Annotated in this window: 18 protein-coding genes and 1 riboswitch; of the genes, 5 read left to right on the top strand and 13 right to left on the bottom strand. The window is 71.9% G+C overall.

Translation table 11 applies throughout. The annotated features are described in order from the left end of the window. Window positions 1-699: 699 nt before the first annotated feature. Window positions 700-2019, bottom strand: coding sequence for a M14 family metallocarboxypeptidase (locus OG948_RS16040; protein ID WP_406297212.1), 1320 nt, complete (start codon window positions 2017-2019; stop codon window positions 700-702). A 607-nt stretch (window positions 2020-2626) separates the two neighbouring features. Between OG948_RS16040 and OG948_RS16035 the strand changes: the two genes are divergently transcribed. Both OG948_RS16035 and OG948_RS16030 read left to right on the top strand, forming a co-directional pair. Further along, window positions 2627-4747, top strand: a complete 2121-nt coding sequence (locus OG948_RS16035) for a HelD family protein (protein WP_406297210.1) — start codon at window positions 2627-2629, stop codon at window positions 4745-4747. 114 nt (window positions 4748-4861) lie between these two features. Then, window positions 4862-5491, top strand: a complete 630-nt coding sequence (locus tag OG948_RS16030; RefSeq protein WP_395874572.1) for a metal-dependent phosphohydrolase — start codon at window positions 4862-4864, stop codon at window positions 5489-5491. A gap of 40 nt (window positions 5492-5531) precedes the next feature. Here the strand turns inward: OG948_RS16030 and OG948_RS16025 are convergent, their stop codons facing one another. After that, complete coding sequence (locus OG948_RS16025) at window positions 5532-5801, bottom strand: DUF4031 domain-containing protein (RefSeq protein ID WP_406297208.1); 270 nt, start codon at window positions 5799-5801, stop codon at window positions 5532-5534. A gap of 45 nt (window positions 5802-5846) precedes the next feature. Here OG948_RS16025 and OG948_RS16020 point away from each other — a divergent pair, with 45 nt between their 5' ends. Then, window positions 5847-6230 carry a hypothetical protein gene (locus OG948_RS16020; RefSeq protein ID WP_395874552.1) on the top strand — a complete coding sequence of 128 codons (384 nt, stop codon included), beginning with the start codon at window positions 5847-5849 and terminating at the stop codon, window positions 6228-6230. Here the strand turns inward: OG948_RS16020 and OG948_RS16015 are convergent. The 7 genes from OG948_RS16015 to thrC form a co-directional block, all read right to left on the bottom strand. After that, window positions 6194-7201 carry an ARPP-1 family domain-containing protein gene (locus OG948_RS16015; RefSeq protein ID WP_406297206.1) on the bottom strand — a complete coding sequence of 336 codons (1008 nt, stop codon included), beginning with the start codon at window positions 7199-7201 and terminating at the stop codon, window positions 6194-6196. The two genes, OG948_RS16020 and OG948_RS16015, sit on opposite strands and share 37 nt — an antisense overlap. Further along, window positions 7198-8712 (bottom strand): hypothetical protein, encoded by a 1515-nt coding sequence (locus OG948_RS16010; RefSeq protein ID WP_406297205.1) that lies wholly within the window; start codon window positions 8710-8712, stop codon window positions 7198-7200. The genes OG948_RS16015 and OG948_RS16010 overlap by 4 nt, the downstream gene beginning before the upstream one ends. A gap of 296 nt (window positions 8713-9008) precedes the next feature. Further along, entirely contained in the window at window positions 9009-9587 is a 579-nt protein-coding gene (locus OG948_RS16005; RefSeq protein WP_406297204.1) for a Uma2 family endonuclease, read from the bottom strand. 195 nt (window positions 9588-9782) lie between these two features. Beyond that, the gene (gene groL, locus OG948_RS16000; protein WP_020557825.1) at window positions 9783-11408 is read right to left on the bottom strand and encodes a chaperonin GroEL; all 1626 of its coding nucleotides are present in this window, start codon (window positions 11406-11408) and stop codon (window positions 9783-9785) included. A gap of 451 nt (window positions 11409-11859) precedes the next feature. Then, the gene (locus OG948_RS15995; RefSeq protein ID WP_020557826.1) at window positions 11860-12063 is read right to left on the bottom strand and encodes a cold-shock protein; all 204 of its coding nucleotides are present in this window, start codon (window positions 12061-12063) and stop codon (window positions 11860-11862) included. Window positions 12064-12484: 421 nt separating this feature from the next. After that, a complete protein-coding gene (locus OG948_RS15990) occupies window positions 12485-12763 on the bottom strand; it encodes a ubiquitin-like small modifier protein 1 (RefSeq protein ID WP_395874544.1) in 279 nt (92 codons plus the stop codon). Further along, window positions 12760-14034 (bottom strand): threonine synthase, encoded by a 1275-nt coding sequence (gene thrC, locus OG948_RS15985; RefSeq protein WP_406297202.1) that lies wholly within the window; start codon window positions 14032-14034, stop codon window positions 12760-12762. The genes OG948_RS15990 and thrC overlap by 4 nt, the downstream gene beginning before the upstream one ends. Window positions 14035-14050: 16 nt before the next feature. Next, window positions 14051-14203: riboswitch (SAM riboswitch) on the bottom strand. A 192-nt stretch (window positions 14204-14395) separates the two neighbouring features. Between thrC and OG948_RS15980 the strand changes: the two genes are divergently transcribed. Further along, on the top strand, window positions 14396-15373 hold the full coding sequence (locus tag OG948_RS15980) for a glucosyl-3-phosphoglycerate synthase (protein WP_406297201.1): 978 nt from the start codon (window positions 14396-14398) through the stop codon (window positions 15371-15373). A 22-nt stretch (window positions 15374-15395) separates the two neighbouring features. Here the strand turns inward: OG948_RS15980 and OG948_RS15975 are convergent, their stop codons facing one another. Both OG948_RS15975 and OG948_RS15970 read right to left on the bottom strand, forming a co-directional pair. After that, window positions 15396-16364: a hypothetical protein gene (locus OG948_RS15975; RefSeq protein WP_406297200.1), complete on the bottom strand. Its 969-nt coding sequence runs from the start codon at window positions 16362-16364 to the stop codon at window positions 15396-15398. Next, entirely contained in the window at window positions 16349-16753 is a 405-nt protein-coding gene (locus OG948_RS15970) for a peptidase inhibitor family I36 protein (protein ID WP_395874536.1), read from the bottom strand. Before OG948_RS15970 ends, OG948_RS15975 begins: the two co-directional genes overlap by 16 nt. A 228-nt stretch (window positions 16754-16981) precedes the next feature. On the opposite strand from OG948_RS15970, the gene OG948_RS15965 reads away from it, so the two are divergent. Then, complete coding sequence (locus tag OG948_RS15965; protein ID WP_406297199.1) at window positions 16982-18448, top strand: trehalose-6-phosphate synthase; 1467 nt, start codon at window positions 16982-16984, stop codon at window positions 18446-18448. A gap of 57 nt (window positions 18449-18505) precedes the next feature. Here OG948_RS15965 and OG948_RS15960 read toward each other — a convergent pair whose 3' ends face one another. Both OG948_RS15960 and OG948_RS15955 read right to left on the bottom strand, forming a co-directional pair. Next, on the bottom strand, window positions 18506-19723 hold the full coding sequence (locus OG948_RS15960) for a hypothetical protein (protein WP_406297198.1): 1218 nt from the start codon (window positions 19721-19723) through the stop codon (window positions 18506-18508). 43 nt (window positions 19724-19766) lie between these two features. After that, the gene (locus tag OG948_RS15955) at window positions 19767-20777 is read right to left on the bottom strand and encodes a WxL protein peptidoglycan domain-containing protein (protein ID WP_406297197.1); all 1011 of its coding nucleotides are present in this window, start codon (window positions 20775-20777) and stop codon (window positions 19767-19769) included. Between the last annotated feature and the right edge of the window lie 151 nt (window positions 20778-20928).

Below are 20928 nucleotides of genomic sequence, written 5' to 3'. Positions count from 1 at the left end.
TGCGGCGCTCTCGCCGTGTGCGGCGCTCTCGCCGTGAGCGGTGCTCTCGTTGTGAGCAGTGCTCTCACTGCGAGCAGTGCTCTCGTCATGGGCGGTGCTCTCGCGGCGAGCGGAGCAATGCTCTTACGGCGAGCGGTGCTCTCGCTGTGAGCTGTTCTCCTAATGCGAGCGGTGCTCTTGCCGTGAGCGCTCTCGTAAAGGCGGTGCTCTTACGGCGAGCACTGCTCTCGCTGTGAGCAGTGCTCTCGTCATGGGTGGTGCTCTCACGCGCGCGAGAGCGGTGCTCTCGTTGTGAGCAGTGCTCTCACTGCGAGCAGTGCTCTCGGTATGGGCGGTGCCCTCGCGGCGAGCGGAGCAATGCTCTTACGGCGAGCGATGCTCTCGTTGCGAGTGGTTGCTCTTGCGGCGAGCGGTGCTCTCGTGGTGTGTGGTGCTCTTGCGGCGAGCTGTGTTCCTAATGCGAGCACTGCTCTCGTTGTGAGCAGCGCTCTCGTCACGGGCGGTGCTCTCCACGTGCGCAGCGCTCTCGTTGTGTGCAGTGCTCTCTTGCGTGCGACGAGAGCACTGCACACGTGGAGAGCACCGCTCGCGGCGGGTTCGTACGTGTGCGCTCGCTCGGGATCCTCGCGCTCGTGCACTCGGTCGGGGCTCGCCGCCGGCCTCGTGATCGTTCGGGAGTCGTCCTGTCCGCGCGTCGCGTCAGGACTCGTCTCCGGTCGCCGGTGATCCACCCGCGCAGGGCAAGGGGGTTGCCTCGGCGACCGCGAAGCGTGCCCTCGGGTCCAGCAGCAACGCGGCCATCGCGCCCGCCGGTTGCGCCGTCTCCACCCGCAGGTCGGGCTCGACCCGGATGCCGTGCGCGGTCAACGCGGCCCATGCGTCGGCGTACCCGGCCGGTGTCAGCCGATACGCGCACGGCATCGGCGCGACTGCCGTTCGGCCGACCGGGACGTTGTCGGCCCCGTCGAAATACACTGGTCCGCCGCCGTGCACGGCCCGCTCCCGGGACGCGTGTACCGCCGCGACGATGGTGTCGCCGCGCTCGGCGGCCATCCGCAGCGTGGCCCGCGCGGCCACCAGGTGCGCGGCCACCCGCCGCCGCCCGAGCAGGCCCGGATCCGCGCGTTCCAGAGCCGAGATGGGCCGCCGGGCGATCTCGACCAGCACCGCGACCGCGTGGTTCAGCCCGGCTGCGTTGCGCAGCAGCCGCTCGTCCGCGTCACCGCCGAGTTGCCGACCCGCCGTGCCCTCTCCGTAGACACCCGCAGCCCAGCCCGCCGCGGGCAGCGCGGTGCCGATCCGATCGCGTGCCAACTCGACTGCCAGGGAGCGTAGTTCGGGCGCCACGTTGAGGTTGCGCGGCCACAGGTACAGGGTCGGCGTCGGGTATGTGCCGGTCGGTACGTCGAACTCGTGCAGGTCGTGCACGATGTGCGGGCGGGCCTCCCGGAGCACCCGCCGGATGGCCCGGGCCTCGGGCGAACTCACCGCCACGTGGCCGCGGTTGAGGTCCACCCCCTCCGCGGTGGTGCGGGTGCCCGCCACCAGTCCGTCCGGGTTCGGTGTGGCCAGCACCAGGACGGTGACCCGCTCCAGCAGCCGACGCCCCGCCGGCGAACGATCGGCGGCCAGGTCCCGAACCAGCTTCAGGCATGCCTCCCGACCGGCGGGCTCATCGCCGTGCTGACCGCACACGAACAACACGCGGACCGGTTCGGGCACCGTGCTCGTCCCGGCCACGGTGATCAGTTCCAGCGCCCGGCCGCGCGCGCTGGTGCCGACCCGGCTCACGGTGACCCGCGCGGCGCCCCATCCGGCCCGTTCCGGACCCGGGCTCGCCGAGACCAGGTCGCGCAGGAGGTCGCGCTCCTGGGAGAGCGTCGTCCAGGTGGTCCCGCCGCGTCGCTCGAAACCGGTCGGTACCCGACCTCCGCGCCCACCGCCCGGCGGAGCCGGCGCGAGCGCGACCCCGGCCACCAGTGCCATCGCGAGCACCGTCCTCGCCGTCCACGCCCTCATCCCCGAACCACCGTCCCCTTCACCACGATCGACACCCCGCCCACCGCCCCGAGCGATCGCCCACGCGCCCACGCCGTCGTCGAACCCGCGTGTCGGACCCGCGTGTCGGACCCGCGTGTCGGACCCGCGTGTCGGACCCGCGTGTCGGACCCGCGTGTCGACCCCGGGCGTCGAACCCGCGTGTCGGACCCGGGTGTCGAACCCGCGCATCGAACCCGCGTGTCGACCCCGGGTGTCGAACCCGCGTGTCGAACCCGGGCGTCGAACCCGCGCATCGACCCGCACGTGTTCGGCCGTCACCCACCCGGTGCCGCTTCGCGGTCCGTCCGTCCGTCCGTCCGCCCGCTCGCCCGCTCGCCTCCACACCTCGGCAACAGAGCATGGCCTGCGATAGGGAGTTGATGGGAGAGCCGGACTGGCCTAGGCTCGCTGATTCCGCTGTCCCACCCAGTGCAGTGATCGGGAACCGTCCTCGGCGCCCGGCACCGGTGGGCCGCGCGGGCCGCCGCCTCCGGGCGCTCGGCCCGTGCCCTCCGCAGGGGCGCACCAGGACGTGGCATCGCGCACGGCCGGGCTCCGATCCGTCGCCGCCACGAACCGGAGAGACATGTCCGCGCCCGCCACACCCGGCCCAGCCCTGCCCGCCCACGACGCGCTCGCCGTCGAACGCGCCTACCTCGACTCCTCCCGCGCCGCGCTGCGCCGGATGCGCGAGGAGACCGAGGCACTGGACCTGCGCGACGTCGGTGCCACCGCCGTCGCCAACGAGACCGCACAACACCTGATCGCCAAGCGGATCGCCGCGCTGGCCGACCACGCCGGCTCGCCGCTGTTCTTCGGCCGGGTCGACGGGCGGTTCGCCGACGGTGTCGAGGGCGTCGAACCGGTCGAGGTGAGCGCCGACCCGAGCAAGCCGGTCGAGTCCTTCTGGATCGGCCGCCGACACGTGCACGACGAACTCGGCGACCCGATGGTGGTGGACTGGCGCGCGCCGCTGTCCCGCGCCTTCTACCGGGCCAACCGCGCCGAGCCGCTCGGCGTCGAACTGCGCCGCCGGTTCGGCTGGACGGCGGGCGAGTTGACCGCGTTCGAGGACGAGCACCTGAGCGACCCGGACGAGGCGGACACCGCGAGCGGGATTCTCGCGGCGGAGATCGAGCGCCCGCGTGTGGGGCCGATGCGCGACATCGTCGCGACCATCCAGCCCGAGCAGGACGAGATCGTGCGCTCCGACCTGGGCCACACGCTGTGTGTCCAGGGCGCGCCAGGCACCGGCAAGACCGCCGTCGGCCTGCACCGCGTGGCCTGGCTGCTGTACGCCTACCGGGACCGCCTCGCCCGCAGCGGCACCCTGGTGGTCGGTCCGAACCGGTCCTTCCTCGACTACATCCAGCAGGTGCTGCCCGCGCTGGGCGAGATCGAGGTCGGCCAGACCACCGTCGAGGACCTGGTCACCCGTAGCTCCAAGATCAAGGTCCGGGCACTCGACGAGGCGGAGTCCGGCACGATCAAGGGCGACGCGCGGATGGCCGAGGTGCTCCGGCGCGCGGTGTGGTCGGGGCTGCGCGCGCCGACCGAGTCGGTGGCCGTGGTCCGCGACTCGCGCACATGGCGACTGGCGGTGTACGAGGTCGAGGAACTGGTGGCCGCGCTGCGCACACGCGACGTGCGCTACGGCGCCGCGCGCGACATGCTCCGCCAACGGCTCGCGCACGCGCTGCTGACCAAGATGGAGGAGCGCGGCGAATCCCCGGACGACCGGGTCCAGGACGCGGTCGCGCGCAGCCGACCGGTCAAGGCGGCGGTGGACGCGATCTGGCCCGCGGTGGACCCGCTCAAGCTGGTGTTCCGACTGCTGGGCGACGCCGGGTTCCGGGCCGCGTGCGCGGACGGCGTGCTGACCGCCGACGAACAGGCCGCGATCGGCTGGGCCACGCCGCCGCGCGGGGTGGGATCCGCCCGCTGGACCGTGGCCGACGCGGTGCTCGTGGACGAGACCGCCGACCTGCTCTACCGCACCGGCGGCTACGGACACGTGGTGATCGACGAGGCGCAGGACCTGTCCCCGATGCAACTGCGCGCGGTGGGCCGGCGCTGTTCCACCGGCTCGGCCACGGTGCTCGGCGACATCGCGCAGGGCACCACGCCGTGGGCCACCCCCGGCTGGGCGCAGACGCTGCACCACCTGGGGCACGAGGGGGCCAGGATCGAGGAGTTGACCCGGGGCTTCCGAGTGCCGCTCCAGATCCTGGAGTTCGCGAGCCGACTGCTGCCGGTGATCGCCCCCGGGCTGGCCCCGGCGTCCTCGGTCCGCCAGGCGGCCGGCGCGCTCGCCCTGCGCCCGGTCGAGGCCGACGAACTGGCCGCCCGGTCCGCCGACGCGGCCCTGGAACTGTTCGCGCACGAGGGCTCGATCGGCCTGATCTGCGCCGACGCGCGGGTGTCGGAGGTGGCCGACGCGTTGCGCGCGACCGGCGTCGCGCACCGGGTGCTGGGCGAGGAGGGCGGCGCCGAGGAGGCTCGGATCAGCGTGGTGCCCGCGTCGCTGGCCAAGGGTCTGGAGTTCGACCACGTCGCGGTCGCCGAACCGGCCGAGATCGTGGACGCCGAGGCCCAGGGGCTGCGTCGGCTCTACGTGGTGCTCACCCGCGCGGTGTCCGCGCTGGTCGTGCTGCACGCGCGCCCGCTCCCGGAACCGCTGGCGGTACCGGTCCTGCCGCATCGGTGACGGGCATCCAATACGAGTGAACCGCGTGTGTCGAACCGGTTGGTGGTCGGCTTCGCTCGCTCGTTCTGCCATGCTGGCCGGGTGGAACGTATCCAGGAGTCCGCGACTGTGACACTGCGGGACCAATGGGCCCGGCTCGTCGGTGAGCACGCCGAGGCGGGCGCCGTCGTCGAGAGCCTGCTGGCGCGCTATGCCGAGCCGCACCGCCGCTATCACGACACCGACCATCTGCGCACCGTGCTCGACCTGGTCGGCGAACTGGCCTACGAGGCCGACGACGCCGACGCGGTCGTGCTCGCCGCGTGGTTCCACGACGCGGTCTACGACCCGGCCCGGGCCGACAACGAGGAGCGCAGCGCGCGGCTGGCCGAGCGCGGCCTGCGCGAGGCGGGCGTGGACCCGGCCCTGGTGGCCGAGACGGTGCGGCTGGTCCGGGTGACCGCCGAGCACGCGCCCGGCGAGCACGACCACAACGCGCACGTCCTGTGCGACGCGGACCTGGCCATCCTGGCCGCCGACCGCGAGCGCTACGAGGCGTACACGGCGGCGGTCCGCGAGGAGTACGCGTTCGTCCCGGACGAGGCGTTCCGCGCCGCCCGCGCCGCCGTGCTGCGCGACCTGATGTCGCTGCCCCGGCTGTTCCACACCCGCCTGGGCGCGGCACGGTACGAGGAGGCGGCCCGCTACAACATGCGCGCCGAGCTGGAACGACTCGAGGGCACGATCCCGCGCCAGCAGTCCTGACCCGGCACCGACCGGCGCGGCACGGCGGACGCCGCCGCGTCTAGCGCGGGCGGTATTGCTTGCGCCGGCGCAGCCCCGCCCGGGTCAGCCGGATCACCAGTTCCCGACTGGAGACCGGCTCGGCCCCGCTCGCCACCGCCCGCGCGTACAGGTCGGCCGGGACGTCGTAGTGATCCCGGTCGAACGCACGCTCCGGCGCGCCGAGTTCGCGCGCGAACTCGTGCAGCTCGGCGTGCGAGACGTCGCTGACGAGGTGCGACCACAGCCGCCCGCGTCCGGGCCAGGCCGGGGGATCGATGAGGAGTGCCACGTGGTCGATTCTCGTATACGCCGCGATCGCGCACACTTGTGGACCATGAGCAAGGATCCGACCGACGTCGCCCTGTTGACCGCCCGCGCCCTGGTCCTGGCCGATCTGCGCACGCACGGCGTCGAGACCCCCGAGACCGTGACCGTGGTCGAGCACGCGCTGGTCGAGCGCAAGTGGTGGGTCGAGCAGTGGCCCGACGGCGCCGCGTACGTCCCCGGACTGATCGGCCAGGACGTCCAGGAGGCGCTCACCGAGCAGGGCACGGTGTGGCCGCCGTGCCCGCGGCACGACGACCACCCGCTCTACCTCGAACCCGAGTTGGGCGAGGACCCGCACTGGGTCTGCGAACGGGACGCCGAGGTGATCGCCCCGCTCGGCGGCCTCGCGCCCACTCAGCCGCCGAACGAGCGCGCCGTCAACGACGCGTAGATCGGCCGGTCGCCGCCGACCGCGTACGCGCCGACCAGCCGCTCGCTCTGGGCCCGGCCCACGGTGACACCGGCGGCCGTGTGCTCCGGCGTCACCGTCACCACCTGCGCGCCGGCGGCGTCCAGCGTGCGCTCGGCGCGCCGCCGCTCCTCGGCGTCGGCGACCCGCAGCGCCTCGGCGAGCACGTCGTACGGGTCGCCGGCCGCCGCGCCGTCGCCACCGGGCAGGCTCAGCACGGTCCGGCTCGGCGGCGGATCACCCGCGTCGTGCAGACCGTAACGCAGCGCCTCCGCGCCGTAGCAGAACCGGATCAACGGCTCCCACATCACCGACCAGTACGCCCGCGAGGGCGCCCGCTCGATCCCGGCGATCTCGCCGTCCAGCAGCACCACCGCGCCCACCTGCTCGTCGACGCACTCGAACTCGGCGACGAAACGTTCGAGCTCGAGCGCGAAGTGCTTCAGGAACAGCGCCAGGTTCCCGGTCTCGGCGAGGCCGGAGGACACGTTGAAGCGCTGCACGGCCGGCCACAACCTGCTGTACCCGTCCGCGTCCGCGCTCGCCGACGCGGCGGCGCGCAGCGCGAGCGGCAGCACGGCGAGCGGCCGCGGTGCCTCGGGGATCAGCCCGGGCTGGGTCTGCTGGACGCACATCGCCGCGTCGAAGGCGAGCCGATCCGAGGGCTCGACCATGGCGGCGCGCGGCATCGCGTGGTCCTGCGCGCTCTGCTCGACGATCACCGCGAGGTGACACGGGACCAGCGCGACGTTCGGCGTGTGGTTGACGAAGGTGAGCGTGCCGTAGCCGCTCGTGCCGATCCACAGATCGGTCGGGAGCGTCACGGCGGGCGCGTCGCAGGTGTCGCCGAGCAGCGGCAACACCTGCATTCGGCCGACGCTCTGCACCCGACCCAGGGTGCAGCCGGTCAGCAGGTCGCCGATCGGCAGCGCGTCGTGGGCGAGGGTGTTCATCCGGTCACCTCCAGGTGGGCCAAGCGCAGCAGGGCGGGTACGGCGGCGGCCGGGTCGGCGGCCAACATCAGCCGGCACCAAGCGAGTTCGAGAGCCTCGGGACGATGGACGGGGGCGGTGGGCAGGTCCGGCGCGTAGCCGCGCAGGCCGCCCGCCTCGGCCGCGAGCACGGGCGAGAGCTGGACCACCGGCACCGCGACGCCGAGGGTGTGCGCGGCGTCGAGCACCTGCGCGAACCGACCGGCGGGCGCGTTCTCGTAGCCGTCGCCGATCACCACGATCAGCTCGGCGCCGGTGCGCAGCGCGGCGACCAGCGCCTCGGCCGCCGCCGTGGCGCCGGCGGGCCGCACCAGTCGGCCGTCCGGGGCGCCGCCGATCCACACGTCGTGGCACTCGCCCGACGCCGACCGCAGCGCGTCGCGCAGCGCGAGCACCGTGGCGATCGGCCGCAGCGGCTGATCGGCGCCGCCGCGCATCGAGGCGGACCCGTCCAGCACCAGGGCGATCCGACGGCCGGCCAGGTCGAGCCCGGCGGCGCCGGCCACGGCCCGCCGATCCAGCGCCGCGGCGACCTCGTCGGTCATCCCGGTCGCGAACGCGTAGAGGTAGAGCCGGACCGCGTCGTAGCGGTCGAGGTCGACCTCGACCTCGACGCCCGCGCGCTCGGCCTGCCGCTGCCCGGCGAGCCGCTGGCCGACGGTCAGTCGATCGGCGGTCAGCTCCAGGACGCGAGCGGGCTTCTCGTCCGGGTGGAATCGGCCGCGCAGCCCTTCGAGGGTCTCCAGCGGCAGCGCCGCGCCCGCGTCCAGGTCGGTGCGGGCGGCTCGATACGCGACCGGGAGCGGCAGCGTGTACGGGCCGTCGGCGCCGAGCACGAACGCGACGCACTCGCGCGCGACGGCGGCGTCGGTCGGGTCCGGCGCCCAGCGGTCGAGCTCGAGGGCGAGGATGCGCCGTTCCTTCGGGTCGAGTTCCGCGCCGGCGAGCCGCTTGGTCAGGATCGAGCGCAGGATGCCGCTCAGCCGCAGACCCCACGCGTGCCGCAGGGCGCCGGCGAGCTTGTCCCGGTAGCGCACCGACCACAACTCCAGCGAGCCGGAGCCCAGGACGCTGCGCAGGATCAGCCGGCGCACCCGCGCGTTGTTGACCCGCCGCTCGGCCAGCAGCCCGAACAACTTGAGTCGGCGCGGCACGGTCAGCGCGGCCACCGCGTCGTACACGGCGGTGCCGTCGTCCTCGCGCGCGGGCGTGTCGAGCAGGTGCAGCACGCCGAGCTGCCGGCTGCGGTCGGTGGCTCCGGGGGAGCACACCAGGCCCGCGTACAGCCGCCGGTCCAGCGCGATCATCGCGCGGTGCGCGTCGTGCTCCAGGGCGAGCTGCTCGTCGCGGGTGTTGTAGAAGGAGGCCCGCCCGGTCGCGGCCACGGCGACGTCCAGGAAGCGGACGACGGTGGCGGCGGCCTCGGCGCGGGCCGGATTGTCGGCGCTCAGGGCGCGCGTGATCTCGGTCATCGAAAGGCTCCCCCGTGGGCACCCGGGGCAGGTCGCGGGTCCGGTGTGGTCCAAGTTTCACCGGGGTCCGAAGACCCCTCCGCCGGGACCGCTTCCAACCCATGGGAAACGGCTCTGTACGAACACGCAGTTCCCCGGGTGCGATGGCACGCGACTCCGGGCAGGTCACGGGTCCCGGATAGGGATTCGAACCCCAAGCACCCCAAAAGCGCTTGTACGCCAAGACAGAAGGAACGCGTAGTTCCCGGAGTCGCGCTACGAGCCTACGAGCGAGGTACCGCCGGTGCCGGCGATTATTACCTCGAGGGGAAGTCCGAGGTGTCCAGTTCGATACCGAAGGGCCCGGGGATGGCCACCGATCCGCCGAAATCGACGCGCTGGATGCGCTGGTAGACCTTGCCGTCCGGCTCGGAGTACAACGTCGCCGCCGGGCCGTCCTTGTCCCACCGATCGACGAGCAGGTAGAGCGGAATCGGTCCGTGTGCGTATGCCCGCAGCTTGTCGACACGATCGGTGCCCGCGTTGCTCGGGGAGGTGATCTCGGCGACGAGAAGAACCCGATCCGCCGGAGTCGGCGTGGCGACGTCTTCCCGTGCCATTACCACCAGGTCGGGAATACACAGCCGGCCGACCGACATGATCTCCACGCCGAGATGCTGAAAGACACCGCATCCTTCGGGGGCGGCCCGACGCAGCTGCCAATGGAGGTCGTCCGCGATCAATTCATGCCTGTGTCCCGGAGGCGGTGACATCGTGATGTTCTCTCCGTCGAACTCGGCGCGCCAGCCTTCGGGCGCCTCCAATTCCTTCCACATGGTCACGATGTCGCGCCAGGCGGTGCTCACTTCGATCACGGGTGCGGTCAACTCGTCCACCTCGCCCACCTCGATCCATGTCGTACGAGAACGACGCTACGGCCGCCCGGAGACCGTTTCAGGGTAAGTCGCCACCGCCACTCGAACGAGCGAACAAGGCTCGAACACGCGGAAACGCGAAAGAGGCGGCCCCCCGAAGGGGACCGCCTCTCGCGTCAAGCGACCGACCGTACAGGTCTGCCGATCCTCAGTGGATCAGAAGTCCATGCCGCCCATGTCCGGAGCGCCGCCGGCCGGGGCCGGGTTCTTCTCCGGCTTGTCGGCGATGACAGCCTCGGTGGTCAGGAACAGCGCGGCGATCGACGCGGCGTTCTGCAGCGCGGAACGGGTGACCTTCGCCGGGTCGATGATGCCCTCGGCGATGAGGTCCACGTACTCGCCGGTCGCGGCGTTGAGGCCGTGACCCGGGGTCAGGTTGCGCACCTTCTCCACAACCACGCCGCCCTCGAGGCCGGCGTTGACCGCGATCTGCTTGAGCGGGGCCTCGACGGCCAGGCGCACGATGTTCGCGCCGGTCGCCTCGTCGCCGTCCAGTTCGAGCTTGTCGAACGCGATGGTCGACGCCTGGAGCAGGGCCACGCCACCACCGGCGACGATGCCCTCTTCGACGGCGGCCTTCGCGTTGCGCACCGCGTCCTCGATGCGGTGCTTGCGCTCCTTGAGCTCGACCTCGGTCGCGGCGCCGGCCTTGATCACGGCAACGCCGCCGGCCAGCTTCGCGAGGCGCTCCTGGAGCTTCTCGCGGTCGTAGTCCGAGTCCGAGTTCTCGATCTCGGCGCGGATCTGGTTGACCCGACCCGCGACCTGGTCCGAGTCACCGGCACCGTCGACGATGGTCGTCTCGTCCTTGGTGACGACGACCTTGCGGGCGCGGCCGAGGAGTTCGAGACCCGCGGTGTCGAGCTTGAGGCCGACTTCCTCGGAGATGACCTGGCCACCGGTGAGGATGGCGATGTCGCCGAGCATGGCCTTGCGACGGTCGCCGAAGCCCGGCGCCTTGACGGCGACGGACTTGAAGGTGCCGCGGATCTTGTTGACGACGAGCGTGGCCAGGGCCTCGCCCTCGACGTCCTCGGAGATGATCATGAGCGGCTTGCCCGACTGCATGACCTTCTCCAGCAGCGGGAGGAGGTCCTTCACCGAGGTGATCTTCGAGTTGACGATGAGCACGTAGGCGTCTTCGAGGACGGCCTCCATGCGCTCCATGTCGGTCGCGAAGTACGGCGAGATGTAGCCCTTGTCGAAGCGCATGCCCTCGGTGAGCTCGAGCTCGAGACCGAAGGTGTTGCTCTCCTCGACGGTGATGACGCCTTCCTTGCCGACCTTGTCCATGGCCTCGGCGATCATCTCGCCGATCAGGGGGTCCGCGGCGGAGATCGAGGCGGTGGAGGCGATCTGCTCCTTCGTCTCGACGTCCTTGGCAAGCGCGAGAAGCTGCTCGGAGACGGCCTCGACGGCCTTCTCGATGCCACGCTTGAGGGCCATCGGGTTCGCGCCGGCGGCCACGTTGCGCAGGCCCTCGCGTACGAGCGCCTGGGCGAGGACGGTCGCGGTCGTCGTGCCGTCACCGGCGACGTCGTCCGTCTTCTTCGCGACCTCCTTGACCAGCTCCGCACCGATCTTCTCGTACGGGTCCTCGAGCTCGATCTCCTTGGCGATGCTCACACCATCGTTGGTGATGGTGGGCGCACCCCACTTCTTCTCGAGCACGACGTTGCGGCCCTTGGGGCCCAGCGTGACCTTGACGGCGTCGGCGAGCTGGTTCATCCCGCGCTCGAGGCCGCGGCGCGCTTCCTCGTTGAACGCGATGATCTTGGCCATGTGGTGAAGTCCTCCCAGAACGGGGGTGAGTGCCGGACCGCACAGGTGCCCGCGACGGACGACCCGACCACCGCGAGGATCCCTCCCTCACGGGTGCCGAGCCTCACCGGCTCGGTCCGTTTCTGTCACTCTCACATCCAGAGTGCTAACGCCAATGATTAGCACTCGACCATGCCGAGTGCAAGCGCAACGGCCGGTCCCGACCCGTCCGCGCACACCCCCGCGCGTGTCGCACGAAGCGCGGGTCCGCGCGGCCGCACGCACAACGACCGGGGCCCGGCCCCCGCATGGCGGGAAGGCCGGGCCCCGGTCACTGATCACACCCGATACGCATCCGATCCGACCATCGGACAACAGGTCGGACGAGAGATCGGGACAAGTGTTGTGCTGCGATGTGTCGTGCAGTCCGTGGTGTGGACCGTTTCAAGCAGAGGAGCGGATGCCCCCTGGTTCAGGCGGTGACGCGGACCATGTCGGCCTGCGGCCCCTTCTGCCCCTGCGAGATCTCGAACTCGACTCGCTGCCCCTCCTCGAGCGTCCGGTACCCGTCCATCTGGATCGCGCTGTAGTGGACGAAAACGTCCGCACCACCGTCGACCGCGATGAAGCCGTACCCCTTCTCCGCGTTGAACCACTTGACGGCGCCCTGAGCCATTCCTAACTCCCCTGTTACTGGCCCTTTCACGGATACTGCACGCCGCAGCTCCGGGTTCGTATCCAGAAGGACCCGGCCTTCCGCTACGACCGCGGCTGAATGTATCCGGACGGATGCCCGGAGCAACAGGTCAATCGGACGAGAATTCCCGAGTGAATAAAGCTCGCATTCTTCGTGAACCACCAGGAAAGCCGTATTTCAATTCATCAGGAAAACGACTTTCGATACATATCGGGTGTGATTCCGGCCACGGGTTTACCGACGCAACGCCGCCAAAGCGGGGAAATGGACCCGGGTAAACACGTGTAACGCACGGCGGCCGGGGAGAGAGGAAATCCGCCGCCCGGTGCTCCGGACGGCGGATTTCTCGGTTCCGTTTCGCGATCAGTGCCGATGAAGATCGGCAAGGTCGCCTATCGCGTCAGCAACCGCCGGCGACCGCCGGGATGATCGAAACGCTGCCGTTGTCGGGGATCGTCGTGGCGAGACCGTCCGCGAAGCGCACGTCCTCGTCGTTCACGTACAGATTCACAAAGCGGCGCAGCTTGCCCTCGTCGTCGAGGATGCGCGCGCGAATTCCGGTGTGATCCTTTTCCAGGGCGTCCAGGACCTCGGCGAGGGTGCTCCCCTCGACGGACACCTCGGCCGCCCCACCCGTGTAGGTGCGCAGGATCGTCGGGATGCGAACGGAGACGCTCATGCCAGGCCGGCCTTTCGGAAGGATTCCAGAGTGGGTCGAATGGTCGCGGTGGCGCCGGTGGTCGGCGTGACCGCGTCCAACGTCTTGAGGCCGTCGCCCGTGTTGAGCACGACCGTCTCGGCGTCCGGGTCCAGCGCGCCGGACGCGAGCAGCTTGCGCAGGCAGCCGACGGTCACGCCACCGGCGGTCTCGCCGAAGATGCCCTCGGTGCGGGCCAGCAGCTTCATCGCCTCGACCACTTCGGCGTCGGTGACGTCCTCCACCGCGCCGCCGGTGCGCTTGCACACGTCCAGCACGTACGGGCCGTCGGCCGGGTTGCCGATCGCGAGCGACTTGGCGATCGTGTCCGGCCGCACCGGGCGGATCACGTCGTGGCCGGCCTTCCACGCGGCGGCCACCGGGGAGCACCCGGTGGCCTGCGCGCCGAAGATCTTGTACGGCGCGTCCTCGACCAACCCCAGCGCGATCAGCTCGCGGAAGCCCTTGTCGATCTTGGTGAGCTGCGAACCCGAAGCGATCGGGATGACGATTTGCTCGGGCAGCCGCCAGCCGAGCTGCTCGGCGATCTCGTACGCGAGCGTCTTGGAACCCTCGCCGTAGTACGGCCGCAGGTTGACGTTGACGAAGCCCCAGTCCTCACCGGCCGGGTCGCCGATCAGCTCCGAGCAGAACCGGTTGACCTCGTCGTAGGTGCCCTCGATGGCGACCAGCTCGCCGCCGTACACGGCCGCCGTGACGACCTTGCCGGCCTCCAGGTCGGACGGGATGAACACGCAGCTCCGCAGGCCCGCCCGGGCGGCGGCGGCACCCACCGCGCCGGCCAGGTTGCCGGTGGAGGAGCAGGAGAGGGTGGTGAAGCCGAACGTGCGCGCGGCCTCGACGGCGATCGCGACCACGCGGTCCTTGAAGGAGTGCGTCGGGTTGCCCGAGTCGTCCTTGACGTGCAGCTTCGCGATGCCCAGCTCGCGGCCCAGGTTCTCGGCGCGGACCAGCTTGGTGAAACCTGGGTTCAGATTGGGCCGGGACGCGACGTCCGCGGACACCGGCAGGAGCGGCGCGTAGCGCCAGATGTTCTGCGGGCCGGCCTCGATCCGCTCACGTGTGACGGTACCGAAGTCGTAGGCCACCTCGAGCGGGCCGAAACAGGACTCGCAGGCGTACTTGGGACCCAGTTCGGTGCGTTCGCCGCACTCGCGACACGACAGCGCGACGGCCGGACCGAAAGAGGTGGAGGTGGCGCTGGTGGAACGGGTGGCGGTGGGTGTCGCCATGGCGAGGGCCTTTCTGTCCTCATCTTTACCCGTGGGGTTCCACGGGCCGGACTTGGCACCTGTCCGATCCGCCGGTGCTCGCTCGCGCCGAAAGCGCGTCACGAGGAATGACGATCGGATGGTTGCCGGGGCTTCAACGGGCCGTTCCCTCTGCCCCTCTGGATGAGCTGCTATGGCGGTGGACACACCCTTCGCGAGGTGGCCGGTCCGCGTTTGTCCGGCACGACGTGCGATCGTCGTTACCGGTGACGACGACTGTAACCGAACCGGTGCCGCGTCGATCATCCGGTCCACCTCGCGAGACGATGAAGGGTGGCCGTGACCGAGGCCGGAACACCGGCGACGACAGGGGATTTCGAACGTGCAGCCCGAGGTGAGCGCCTGGCTTCGACGACGGTCCTCCGTCGCCGCGGACTGGCCCGTCGACAAGCTTCTTGACGCCAAACGAGACACTCGGGTCAGCGTCGTCCTGCCGGCGTTGAACGAGGCGGCGACCGTCGGGGACATCGTCAAGGTGGTCCGCACCGAGCTGATCGAGCGCGCGCCGCTGGTGGACGAGCTGGTCGTGGTCGACTCCGGATCGGTCGACGACACCTCCCGGATCGCCGCGGACGCGGGCGCGCGGGTCGTGCACCGCGACGACATCCTGCCCGCGCTCCCGGCCGTGCGCGGCAAGGGCGAGGTGTTGTGGCGCTCGCTCCTGGTCACCGACGGCGACATCGTCGCGTTCGTGGACGCCGACCTCAAGGACTTCTCGGCCGACTTCGTCACCGGGATCCTCGGCCCGCTGCTCACCGACACCTCGGTGCAACTGGTCAAGGCGATGTACGACCGGCCGCTGGAGATCGGCGACACGATCGTGCCCGCCGGCGGCGGCCGGGTGACCGAATTGGTCGCGCGTCCGCTGCTCAACCTGCACTGGCCGGAACTCGCCGGTTTCGTCCAGCCGCTCGGCGGCGAGTACGCGGCCCGCCGCTCGTTGCTGGAACAACTGCCCTTCCCGTGCGGCTACGGCGTCGAGACCGCGATGCTCGTGGACACCCTGCGCCTGGTCGGTCTGGACGCGATGGCGCAGGTGGACGTGGGGGTGCGCCGGCACAACCACCAGGACGAGGCCGGGCTGGGCCGGATGGCGGCGGAGATACTCCAGGCCGTCGAGCGCCGGCTGCGGCGCGGCCCGAACGGCGCGCACCCGGTCGAGCTGAGCACCGCGCTGACCCAGTTCGAGCGGGACGAGGGCGGTTTCCGGCTGCGTACGCACGACGTCGCGGCCCGGGAGCGGCCACCGATGGCGACTGTGCCCGCATACCGCGCACGAACCCGCCTGGTCGAGCGCTGATCGCCGGGCGGCGCCGGCGGGCTCAGCCGCCGAGCACCTCCGCGACCTTGCGCACGGTGTTCTCCCGGGCCGCCCGCACCCGGGTCAGCGCCGCGGCCTCGCGCTCGATCGCCTGCCGCTGATACGCCACGTCGACCGCGTACCAGATGCCCGCGACGTTGTGCTCGGCCCGGCAGGCCACCGTCGCCGTCGCCGCCGCGATCTCGCGTGCGCTCGGCACGGGCGTGTCCCAGGCCGGATCGCCGCCCGCCGCCAACGGGTCGGGGTAGTCGAACCCCTTCCCCCGCATGCACGTCGACCACAGCGCGAGCACCCGGCGCACCCGAGGATCCGCGCGCGAGCGCTCGAACGACTCCACATCCAGGCGGCTCGGCAGTGCCGCGCGCTCCAGCGCCGGATCGACACCGAGGGCGAACCGCGCCTCGCCCAGGCAGCCCGGCCCCGGCCGATCGCTGCCCTCGGTCGGTGCCGGCGGCACCCCGTCCGCCGCCGCGGCGCCGTACAGCGCCACCTCCAGCTCGCGGCCCAGGGCCGGTGCGCTCGGCTTGTCGCCCGCCTGCGCCGCTCCCGGCGGCCGAAAACCCCAGCCGGCCACCTCGACCGGGTCGCCCACCCCGTACCGGCGCTCGGTGCGCGAGCGCAGCACCGGTTCGGTGTCCGCCGTCGCGGGGGTGGGATACGTCAGGCCCAGCCGGCCCAGGCAGGCCCGGATCAGCACCTGCTCGGCCGCGGTCTGCCGGGCGCGCTGCTCCGGGGTCGGCAGGTAGGCCGCGATCGGCAGGTCGAGCCGGGTCACCTCGCCCGCGGGCGGGACCGCGTTCAGCGGCGGCGGGACCGACGGGTCGGCGCGGCCGGGCGCCCGCGCCGCCGGGTCCGCGCGCTCGTCGCTCGCGGTGCACCCCGCCGACGCGGCGCACAACACCACGCCCAGTACGACGCCCACCAGGACCGGGCTCGGGACGCGGCGCGGGCGCACTACTGCGCGGTCCAACTGCCCGACGCGTTGTTGTTCTTCAGCGCCGGATCGAGATTGGCCGTGGACTTCGGACCGATCTCCTGTACCGGGCCCTGATAGTTGCTGCCGTAGTAGATCCGCAGGATGTGCGTCGGATCGTTGTTCCACACCGACGCCGCGTTGTTCTTGACCGCCGTCCACGCGCCGCTGCTGCCGTCCGGGGACGGCATGAACCGGTACCCCGAGTAGTTGGCCACGTTGTACCGGTGATCGAAACGCGCGCCCTTGGCGTTCGAGTTGTAGTACAGACACGCGTCGCCGTCGTTGCACGCGCCGTCGCCCTCGGCGACCGCCGGTGTCGCGCCGCTCGCCAGGATCAATGCGGCGGCCACGGCGCCCGCGGCCAGGCCACGATTGTTGCCCATTCCCGATTCCCCCTTGCCCCGTCGCCCTTTTTCGGACCCCGTCCAACGAACGGGTCCGCAGGGAGAGCCCCGGTCGAACCCGGGCGAGATCGGCCCGACGAGTCAAGAGAAAGCACACCTCCGCTACTCCCGGTAATGACAAGCGCACGTGATACTCGCCACACCGTTCGAGCCGCGGGGGCGATCGGGCCGGGTTTGCGCACCGGAAAGCGTGGCTAGGGTCGGGGCATGAGTGCTCCCCCTCCCGCCGGTGTCCTGGTCGCCTCGAATCGCGGTCCCGTGTCCTTCGCACTGGAGGACGACGGCACACTGTCGGTCAGTCGCGGCGGCGGCGGACTCGTGTCCGGGCTGTCCACCGCGGGCCAGGGGACCGGCGCGGTGTGGGTGTGCTCGGCCCTGGGCGAGGCCGATCGCACCGCGACCCGGGCCGCCCCCTCGGGCCGGCTGGATCTGGCCGGTCACGACACCGGTGGCCTGGCCGTACGGATGCTGGACATCGATCCGGGCACCTTCGCGCGGGCCTACAACGCCATAGCGAACTCGACCCTGTGGTTCGTCCACCACCTGCTCTACGACACCCCGTCCAAGCCGGTCTTCGACGCGCGCTTTCGCAAGGAGTGGGCCTCCTACGAGGCGTACAACCAGGCCTTCGCCGAGGCACTGGCCGACGAGGCCGCCGAGGGCGCGAAGGTGGTCGTGCAGGACTACCACCTCACCCTGGTGCCGGTGCTGCTTCGCCGGCTGCGTCCGGACCTGCGGATCGGGCACTTCTCGCACACCCCGTGGGCGCCGCCGGACTACTTCCGGCTGCTTCCCGACGACATCGCGCGGTTCGTCCTGGAGGGCGTGCTCGGCGCCGACCACGCGGGCTTTTTGACCCGGCGCTGGGCGCTCGCGTTCCTGGACTGCTGCGCGGACGTGCTCGGCGCGGTGGTGGACCGGGACGCGATGACCGTCACCCATGCGGGCCACGTGACCGAGATCGGTGTGCACGGCCTGGGCGCGGACGCCGACTTCCTGCGCGAGCGGGCCTCCCGCGCCGACGTGGACACCCGACTCGCCGGGCTGCGCGAGGCGGTGGGCGATCGCCGGGTGATCGTCCGGGTGGACCGCACCGAACTGTCCAAGAACATCGTTCGCGGTCTGCTGGCCTATCGCGAACTGCTGCGCACCCGGCCGGAATGGCTCGGCCGGGTGGTGCACGTCGCGTTCGCCTACCCCTCGCGGCACGACCTCCCGGAGTACCGCGAGTACACCGCCGCCGTGCAGCGGGTGGCCAAGGAGATCGACGACGAGTTCGGCACCGGCGACTGGCAGCCGCTGATCCTGCACGTCAACGACGACTTCCCGCGCTCGCTCGCGGCGTACCGGCTGGCCGACGTCGCGCTGGTGAACCCGATCCGGGACGGGATGAACCTGGTCGCCAAGGAGGTGCCGGTGGTCTCGCTGCTGGACGAGGCGCACGGGGGTTGCGCGCTGGTGCTCTCGCGCGAGGCGGGCGCGTTCGAGGAGCTGGGCGAGGACTCGATCGTGGTCAACCCGTTCGACGTGTCGCAGACCACCGAGGCGCTGCACACGGCGCTCACGATGGAGCCCGCGGAGCGGCTGCAACGCACCAAGCGGCTGGCCGCGGCGGCGGTCGCGCTCAACCCGCAGCAGTGGTTCCTGGAGCAGTTGGACGCGCTCGGCAAGTAGCCGCGACCGGCGAACCGCCCTCGAACGCCGGGCCGACCGGCGTTCCAGGGCGGGGACTCAGGCCGAGGCGGGCGGGGTGCCGCGGCGGCGCCGGGTGGTCACCATCGCGACGGTGCCGGCGGCGACCAGGGCGACGCCGGCGACACTCGCGCCGACCAGGCCGGCGGGCCCGGTGAGCGGCAGGCTGCCGCCGCCGGACTTGCCCGCGCCGCCGGTCGAGCCGCTCGTCGCCGCGCCGCCGGTCGACCCGCTCGTCCCGCCGCCGGTGCTCGCCGAACCGGTCGAGCCGGTGCCCGAGGTGGTGCCGGTGGTGGTTCCGGTCGTGGTTCCGGTCGTGCTGCCGGCCCCCGCCGTCGTGCCGGATCCGGCCGTGGTCGAGCCGCCCTTGAAGGAGACCTTCACGAACGCGTCCTGGCTGCGGTCGGGCGAGCCGTGCGCGGCCATGGTCAGCACGTAGCACTCGGTCTTGAGGCAGTCGACGTCCTTGCCCGCGCCGTTCTTGTACGAGGCCTTGACGTCGGTGAGGGTGACGGAGAAGGTGCCGTCCGGGTTGATCCCGTCCGCGCCGTACGCCTTGAGCCACTTCGAGGCGCCGTAGTTGCCCGCGTTGGTGGTCCAGTCGGCCTCCTTGGGGCCGAACACGACGTAGATCCCGTTGCCGCTGCCCGCCACGTAGCCGGAACCCTTGACCGTGACCGACGCGCCCGCCGGTTCCAGGCCGGTGCTCGGCGTGACGGTCAGCTTGGCACCGCCGGCCGCCGCCTGCGGAGCGGCCTGCGGGGCTCGGGCCTGCTCGGCCGCCGCCTGCGGTGCGGCGCGCAGCGACTTGGGGGCGCCGGCCGGCGCCTGCGCGGCGAAGGTCACCGCGACCTTCGCGGTCGGCCCGCCCTCGGCGCCGACCCGGACCTCGAACGCCGGTGCGTCCGGGGCGAATCCGGTGCCCACCCGCAGCGGCGTGGCGACGATGCCCCGGGCATCGGCGACGAGCGTACGGCTGCCCGTCCGGTCGGCGGTGTCGCCGCCGTAGAGGGCGACGGTGACCCGCGCGCCGGGCGCGAAGCCTCGGCCGACGACGGTGATCTCGTCGCCGGCCGCGGCCAGTTCGGTGCTGCGCGACGCGGTGACGGAGGGTGCGGCCAGGGTCTCGGCGCGGGTGTCGGCGGGGGCTGCGGGGGCTGCGAGGGCGCCGGGGGCGGCGGCCGGCACGCCGGCGCCGGCCAGGCCGAGCGCGGCGGCCGCGGTCGCGGCGCGACGGATGCGGTGCGAGGTGTACATGTGAACTCCTGGAGGGTCGGGGCGGCGACGCGACGGCGGGCGGTCAGCCGGTCGAGTCGGCGGTGACTTCGGTGGGGATGTCGGCGGCGTTCGGCGCGGCGGCGGCATCGCGCGCGGCGGCGGCCCGGGTTCGGCGGCGGCGCAGCACGGTCACCACGTAGGCGATCAGCGCGCCGAGCAGCAGCGTGAGCGCGGCCAGCAGCAGCCACGGCGGCGCCCACACGCTCGTCGACTTCGCGGTCACGGTCGCCGGGTTGCCGGTGACCGTGACGTCCGCGGTGAGTCGACCGGCCGGGAAGACGCCGGTGAATCGCTGGACCACCTCGTGTGTCGCGCCGGGCAGCAACTCGGGCAGGGCGGCGCGGGCGGGTCCACCCAGCCGCCATCCGCCGAGCCCGGTGACGGTGGTCTCGGCGCTCGCCGAGGTGCGCACGTTGCCGGTGTTGCGGACCCGGTAGCGCACGATCGCCTCGCCGCCGCCGAACATCGCGATCGGGTTGTCGTAGGACAGCCGCAGGTCCTCGATCGCCAGGCGGGGCACCGCGGGGCCGTCCACCCGCAGGTACACGCGCGCGCCGACCCGCCGGTCGACGTCGAAGCGCTGCTGTCCGGGGCCGGTCGCCTCGGCCTTGATCGAGGCGACGATGGCACCGGTGTGGTCGCCGGGGCTCGCGTCCGCCGGGACGGTCAGCCGGAACGGGATGTCCGCGCGCTTGCCCGGCGCGATCGTGTACGTCTCGGCGTCGAAGCCGATCCACGCGCCGACGTCCTTGGGCCGCTCGGCGGCGGTCAGCAGGGTCATCCCGCCGTCGGCGGCGAGCACGGCGTCGGTGGCGTACACGCGCAGGGTCAGCGGCTTGTCGCCGAAGTTGGACACGCCGACCACGTCGACCAGGGTCTGTCCGGGCCCGGCGGTCAGCACGAAGTGGTCGCGCCCGCCCGCCGGTTGCACGCCCCAGGTGAACTCGTCGGCGGCCCGGGCGGGCGCCGCGAGCGCGATCAGCGGCAACACGGTGGCGAACAGGGCACACAAGAGTCGAGCTGCGGCACGCATGGCGGGGTGCTCCTTTGTTGGGCGACTTCGTCGCCGGCTCGCGAGGCGCCGCTTTTTCTTTCCCCCGCTTCGCTCCTCCAAGAAAAAGCGGCGCCTCGCTCGGGACGGCGTGTCCCTGCGCTTCGCTCCGGGTCACACCGTCCATACCTGC

The organism is Embleya sp. NBC_00888, assembly GCF_045207655.1.
In the GTDB taxonomy this organism is placed as follows: domain Bacteria; phylum Actinomycetota; class Actinomycetes; order Streptomycetales; family Streptomycetaceae; genus Embleya.
This window is presented reverse-complemented; position numbering and strand designations above follow the sequence as displayed.

Coding starts and splice junctions, on each gene's coding strand:
- OG948_RS15960 (WP_406297198.1), bottom strand. CDS start 19,723: ATGTACACCTCGCACCGCATCCGTCGCGCCGCGACCGCGGCCGCCGCG.
- OG948_RS16015 (WP_406297206.1), bottom strand. CDS start 7,201: ATGAACACCCTCGCCCACGACGCGCTGCCGATCGGCGACCTGCTGACC.
- OG948_RS15970 (WP_395874536.1), bottom strand. CDS start 16,753: ATGGGCAACAATCGTGGCCTGGCCGCGGGCGCCGTGGCCGCCGCATTG.
- OG948_RS15955 (WP_406297197.1), bottom strand. CDS start 20,777: ATGCGTGCCGCAGCTCGACTCTTGTGTGCCCTGTTCGCCACCGTGTTG.
- OG948_RS15965 (WP_406297199.1), top strand. CDS start 16,982: ATGAGTGCTCCCCCTCCCGCCGGTGTCCTGGTCGCCTCGAATCGCGGT.
- OG948_RS15995 (WP_020557826.1), bottom strand. CDS start 12,063: ATGGCTCAGGGCGCCGTCAAGTGGTTCAACGCGGAGAAGGGGTACGGC.
- OG948_RS15990 (WP_395874544.1), bottom strand. CDS start 12,763: ATGAGCGTCTCCGTTCGCATCCCGACGATCCTGCGCACCTACACGGGT.
- groL (WP_020557825.1), bottom strand. CDS start 11,408: ATGGCCAAGATCATCGCGTTCAACGAGGAAGCGCGCCGCGGCCTCGAG.
- OG948_RS16035 (WP_406297210.1), top strand. CDS start 2,627: ATGTCCGCGCCCGCCACACCCGGCCCAGCCCTGCCCGCCCACGACGCG.
- OG948_RS16020 (WP_395874552.1), top strand. CDS start 5,847: ATGAGCAAGGATCCGACCGACGTCGCCCTGTTGACCGCCCGCGCCCTG.
- OG948_RS16010 (WP_406297205.1), bottom strand. CDS start 8,712: ATGACCGAGATCACGCGCGCCCTGAGCGCCGACAATCCGGCCCGCGCC.
- thrC (WP_406297202.1), bottom strand. CDS start 14,034: ATGGCGACACCCACCGCCACCCGTTCCACCAGCGCCACCTCCACCTCT.
- OG948_RS16040 (WP_406297212.1), bottom strand. CDS start 2,019: ATGAGGGCGTGGACGGCGAGGACGGTGCTCGCGATGGCACTGGTGGCC.